The organism is Carboxylicivirga sp. (assembly GCF_982718395.1).
The window spans coordinates 1-6,351 of sequence record NZ_CEXQWX010000244.1; the positions used below are offsets into that span (position 1 = coordinate 1).

Consider the following 6,351-nt stretch of genomic DNA (forward strand, 5'->3'; position numbering starts at 1 on the left):
GTACTTTCCATTATGGGTGGAAAGGATGAAACAGAATTTGTTGGAACAGCACCAGATGCTTCATTTTGGCTGCTTAGAACAGAAGATGTTTTCTCAGAACATCCCATTGAGCCCGACTATTGGATCTGCGCTGCTGAATTCGCCGATAGTGCAGGTGTCGATATTATTAATACATCACTTGGATACTACGAGTTTGATGCCCCATCAGTAAGTTACAGTTATTCTGATATGAATGCGACATCGCGCATATCACGGGCTTCGGACATGGCTTCGGACCGGGGCATGCTAATAATCACCAGCGCCGGCAATGAAGGTAATGGCAGCTGGTATTATATTGGAGCACCAGCTGATGCAAAAAAATGTCTTGCCGTTGGAGCTGTTGTTTCTGATAGTACCAAGGCTGGTTTTTCATCTTTTGGTCCTACTTATGACGGACGAATAAAACCAGAAATAAGTGCCTTGGGAGTGGCCGTATCTGTTCAAAATAATGCTGGTGGCATCAGTCAGGGAAACGGAACATCCTTTTCTGCTCCCGTAATCAGCGGTCTGGCCGCCTGTTTGTGGCAAGCTTTACCCGATAAAAATGCCGATGAAATCCGACAGTTGATTATAGACAGTTCCCACCAAAAAAACACTCCTGATAATGAAATTGGGTACGGTATTCCTGACTTTCAAAATGCTATAAGTGTTGATGTTCCGCATTTGGTAACAACTCAAGACAACTGGAAAGTGAGTCCAAATCCATTCCGGAACTATCTCATCGTATCCAGTGAAAAAGAACAAGATATTAGCATATCCATTGTTGATCTATTAGGTAATCTTAAGTACAAAAAAGTACATAATAGAGTTAAACAAGTAACGATTAATGACATTGCCCATTTCTCAAAAGGCATCTATATTATTACGATTGAAAACAATCACTCGAAACAACATGTTAAAGTGATTAAAAGTCATTAAAGCATGCCCAAAGATCACATAAGTTTATTTGAACTCAACCAAAATATAAAGGAGCATATAAATGATGCCTTTCCTGGTTCTTATTGGGTGGTGGCAGAGATTAGTGAAATCAGAACTGTCAGAAGCGGGCATTGTTATCTTGAACTCATTGAGAAAGATGATCAATCGGACCAGATAAAAGCCAAGGCCAGGGGAACTATTTGGGCATTCACTTACCGAATGCTTAAACCCTATTTTGAAACAACCACCAAGCAAACATTAAGTTCCGGCTTGAAAGTACTGTTGAAAGTGAGTGTGGAGTTTCAGGAGGTTTTCGGTTATAGTTTAAATATCAAAGATATTGATCCAACTTTTACGCTGGGTGATATTGCCAGACGAAAGATGGAAACCATCAAACAACTTGAAGAGGATGGTGTCATTGATATGAATAAAGAAGTAGAGTTGGCAGAGGTGCCTCAAACATTAGCCATCATCTCCTCGCCTACTGCTGCCGGTTATGAAGATTTCATTAATCAGCTGGAAAAAAACAGCAACGAATATAGAATCTATCACAAACTGTTTCCGGCCATTATGCAAGGCGATGAAGCAGAAGAGTCCATCATACAAGCACTGGATCGCATCTATCAACATGAAAATGTGTTTGATGCAGTTGTAATCATTCGAGGCGGTGGTTCTTCGGCCGACCTGATGTGTTTCGATAACTACATGCTGGCCATGAATATTGCCCAATTTCCTCTACCTGTACTAACTGGCATTGGTCACGAACGTGATGAGTCGGTAGCTGATATGGTTGCACATACAAAGTTAAAAACACCAACAGCCGTTGCTGAGTTTATTATCGAACGCATCAATCGTTTCGAATCGTACCTGCTAGATCTGAAGGATCATTTTAGTTCATTAACACAGCAGGTGATCAGCGATGAAAGACACAAGATTGAACTGGCTGCATACCGCTTTCAACCATTAGTTAATAAGGCACTGGCTAATAAAAAACAATACCAGGTAGAAGCAGCTCAGCGTCTTCAGTTTGCTACACGCAACTATTTCGACAAACAGAATGCTTATTACTCCCATGTTAAAGAGTCGGTACATTACCTGACAAAGAAACATACAAGAAGTGCCCGACAAAAAAATGAATTTTTAGCCACTCGTTTAAAGCTGGAGTTAAGTGGATTCTTTAAAAACCAAAGGCAAAAATTAAAACTTCTGGACAGAACCGTTGAACTAAGCGATCCTAAAAAGGTAATAGAGCGAGGTTACTCATTAACATACCACGAGGAAACCCTTGTAAAAGATCTGTCAACCATCAAGATTGGTAATTTGTTATTAACACAGACCAAGGATGGAAAAATTCTTAGCCGTGTTGAAAAAATAAGCCCTGAAAAGTAACGGTTTATTAAGGCTCTTTTTTTATTTTGTGGTCAATTTTAAATGCCTTAAAGCATTCTGATGATAACCAAACTATCTACAAAAAAAAATTACACTTCGTGGGCCATCCTATGTCTTCTGCTTAGTGTTACTTATGGGGTTTCTGGCCAAGGTAACAGGCAATGGATCGACCACAAAGCTTACCAACTTGTTATAAAAGCAGAGTCATCCAATTCAAAAACTGAGAAAATAGATTTGTGCCGTGAAGCTGTTCAATTATTATCTTCAGAAAATGACAAACAGCTAAAATTCAACATCTACCAAAAAGGTGGAGTTGTGTTATATGATGCTGAAGCAGTTAAACTGGCACAGGAATTTTTCGATAAAGCTTTAAGTTTCGATAAGAACAATAGTAATAAGAAGGAAATAGGTTTGATTGAGAATTACCTAGGTTGGATTGAAAGTGACAATGGTCAGTACAAAAAAGCGATCAACCATTTCGAAAAAGCAATTACCATTTATACAAAACACAACGAGTATGATAAATTAGGTAATGCTTACAATAGCTTAGGTGCCATGTATTGGTACCTGAGAGAATACGAACAGGCCCTGGTTAAATTCGAACAAGTACTAAAAATCGGAGAAGAAACCGCCAATACAACTTTAATCAGAAAAGCATTAACCAATAAAGGCGTTGTATTAAATATCCTTGCGCAGTACAGTGAAGCCTTGGATTGCCTTGAAAGAGCGCTAGAGCTTAACCTGCTGGAAAATGATTTAAAAAACAGGGCTATCCTCATTGTCAATATTGGTAATATTAATGTTTCACTCAAACGAAACAACACTGCACTGATCAACTATCAGGAAGCGTTAAAGATATACACCGAGTTGGGTGATGAAGAAGGCATTGCTGCTTGCTATAACAACATTGGTGAAATTTATCTCGAAACGGGGAAAATACTGGAGGCCATCGATAATTACCAAACGTCACTGGATCTTTCACGACGCGACGGTGATACGACTAATATTGCGATGTCGTACCTGAATATCGGCCGGGCACACCAGTCGGGTAAGCAATATAGCAAAGCAATCAGTTATTATGAGAAGGTATTAAAGCTAATGCTCAGTTTTAATGATCCTTCGCTGAAAGCTGAAACATACCTTCATCTTGGTCAAACCTTATTGATCAACAAGCGCTTTGAACAGTCGTATAAATACCTGGTTGATGCTTCGGAAATTGCAGAATCGCTGGATGAGAAAGTTATGCTGGGTCAAACGTATAATAGTCTTTCTGACTGGCACAAGGATCAGGGAGACTATAAAGAAGCCTTAAACTTCAAAAACCGCTATGTGGAGTTAAAGGAAGAATTGACCGATGAAAAGGCCCTGTTGAACAGCGCCCGGATGGAAGCCGTTTATAAGCTACTAAACAAAGAGCAGCAAATCTCCATTCTTGAGCAGGATAATCTCGATAAATCGGAAAGCTTAAAAATATTACGCAACAGCAGAACTGTTTACTTAATAGTAGCGGTTAGTTTGCTACTTGCTTTTTTAATTCTGATACTGAATTACAGGATGCGTCGCAGAACTGAACGTCTACTAAAAATTAAAAACAATGAACTTAAGCAGCTAAATGCGACGAAGGACAAATTCTTTTCTATCATTGCACACGATCTGAAAAGCCCCTTTAGCTCGTTAATGGGTTTTGCTGAAATGCTTACGCTCAATGCTGAATCGAAAAACACCAAGGAGGTTATTGAGTATTCGCAAATCATTCATAATTCAACGAAGCGTTTATTGGGTTTGGTTGAGAACCTTTTACAATGGTCGCGCACACAAATTGGAACCACAGAATACAAACCGACGCAACTGGATATTTCTATCCAAACACATAACATTGTCTCACTCCTTCGATTGAACGCCGAAGAAAAAGATATTGTTATCAGCCCAAAGATTGAACCTAACCTAGTAGCCTGGGCCGATGAAAACCTATATAATACAATCCTTCGAAACCTGATTAGCAATGCCATTAAGTTCTCGCGTGTCGGGAGTGTTATCTATGTGAATGCCAGTTGTAAAAATGACATGATTGAAATATCGGTAGCTGACTCCGGTGTGGGTATCCGTCAGGAAAATCTGGAGAAACTGTTTATGGTAGATTCTGCATTTAGTACCAGGGGTACATTGAACGAAAAGGGAACGGGATTAGGACTGGTACTGTGTAAGGAATTTGTAGAGATTAACAAGGGAACTATCTGGGCTGAGAGTGAGCTTGAAAAAGGAAGTACCTTTTATTTTACCCTTCCATCATTAAAATCTAAGGAAACATCATCATGACAAAAAAGAAACTTACCTACAACGATGCCGTTAGCGAAATAGAAGAGATCCTGCAACAGATAGAAAACGAAGAACTGGATGTTGATGATTTATCTGCCAAGGTAAAAAGAGTTAGTACACTTCTTAAAACATGCAAAGACAAACTTTACAAGACTGAAGAAGAAGTGGAAAAAATACTTAAAGATATTGATGGTTAAGGCAGTAATTTGGGTAATTAGAGAAGTATCAAGACATTAGACATAAGAATCAAGACTATTTACATGATTTAAATTTGGTACTTATGACGCTATATTAATCTTGATTATTCTGCTATCCGAACCACAGATTATCAACATTTTATGAACCTCAGTTTTTCGAAGAAAAACAATTCGCGTTAATCTGTGTAATTTGTGGTTTCTGAATCGAATGCTGTATTACAAACTATTTCCCTGATTCAAAATATTCATTTGCTATTATTTGTAATATTCCTATATCTTTGTCTGTAATCAAAAAAGAGATGTAAAATGAGATTAGAATACGACATTAAGTTGGGATTCAAAGACGTCATGTTCAGACCTAAACGTTCGACATTAAAAAGTCGCTCGCAAGTTAACCTGCAACGTACATTCAAATTTATGCATACCAGCATAGAATGGACAGGTGTACCAATTATGGCTGCGAACATGGATACAGTAGGAACTTTTGAGATGGCTGAAAAGTTGGCCGAAAAAGAAATGTTTACAGCAATTCATAAGCATTATACGCTCGAAAAGTGGAACTCATTTGTTAATAATGCTCCTGAAGGAATTGAAAACTATATAGCCGTTAGTACAGGTACAGGTGAGAAAGACCTGGAAAAAGTTGAAGCTATCTTCAAAGCTAATCCACACCTTAAATTTATTTGCATTGATGTAGCCAATGGTTACTCGGAGCATTTTGTGTCCTTTGTAAAAAAGGCCCGTTCACTTTTCCCTGATAAAGTAATTATGGCGGGTAATGTGGTGACCGGTGAAATGGTGGAAGAATTGCTACTGGCCGGTGCCGATATTATTAAAGTGGGTATTGGCCCTGGTTCGGTATGTACAACACGTGTTAAAACTGGCGTGGGTTATCCTCAGCTTTCAGCAATTATTGAATGTGCTGATGCAGCTCATGGGCTAGGCGGACAAATCATAAGCGATGGCGGTTGTGCCATCCCGGGTGATGTGTCTAAAGCATTTGGTGCCGGTGCCGACTTTGTAATGTTGGGTGGTATGCTAGCCGGACACGACGAAAGTGGTGGTCAGGTGATTGAAAAAGATGGCAAGAAATACAAGCAATTCTATGGTATGAGCTCAGCAACAGCCATGGATAAGCATGCCGGTGGTGTGGCCGAATACCGTGCCAGTGAAGGTAAAACGGTAGAGGTTGAATATCGAGGTCCGGTAGAGGCAACTGTTCAGGATATATTAGGTGGTGTGCGTAGTACCTGTACTTATGTGGGAGCTTCGCAGTTAAAGGAGCTAACTAAACGAACGACTTTTATTCGCGTTGCCGAACAGGAAAATCGAGTGTATACCAAGTAACTCAGATAGAGTAATTAGATAGATTAAAAGCCGCAAATTGCGGCTTTTTTGTTTTATGGATCGTATCTTTATTTGCATAATTGTGATAAAGATACGATCCGTAAACGCTTTTCTATTTTTGCAAATAAAGGCTTGAATTTTCAAT

At 39.2% G+C, this 6,351-nt stretch carries 5 protein-coding genes; all 5 read left to right on the forward strand.

What is annotated here, in order from left to right; translation table 11 throughout:
- Positions 1–957 (forward strand): S8 family peptidase (locus AC4MRQ_RS24320; RefSeq protein ID WP_491200330.1); only part of this gene is annotated, 957 nt, incomplete at its 5' end.
- Positions 958–960: 3 nt separating this feature from the next.
- Complete coding sequence (gene xseA, locus AC4MRQ_RS24325) at positions 961–2,346, forward strand: exodeoxyribonuclease VII large subunit (protein ID WP_491200331.1); 1,386 nt, start codon at positions 961–963, stop codon at positions 2,344–2,346.
- A 60-nt stretch (positions 2,347–2,406) separates the two neighbouring features.
- Positions 2,407–4,662, forward strand: a complete 2,256-nt coding sequence (locus AC4MRQ_RS24330; protein WP_491200332.1) for an ATP-binding protein — start codon at positions 2,407–2,409, stop codon at positions 4,660–4,662.
- Entirely contained in the window at positions 4,659–4,859 is a 201-nt protein-coding gene (xseB, locus tag AC4MRQ_RS24335) for an exodeoxyribonuclease VII small subunit (protein ID WP_491200333.1), read from the forward strand. The genes AC4MRQ_RS24330 and xseB overlap by 4 nt, the downstream gene beginning before the upstream one ends.
- A gap of 306 nt (positions 4,860–5,165) precedes the next feature.
- Positions 5,166–6,206 (forward strand): GMP reductase, encoded by a 1,041-nt coding sequence (locus AC4MRQ_RS24340; protein WP_491200334.1) that lies wholly within the window; start codon positions 5,166–5,168, stop codon positions 6,204–6,206.
- Positions 6,207–6,351 lie beyond the last annotated feature (145 nt).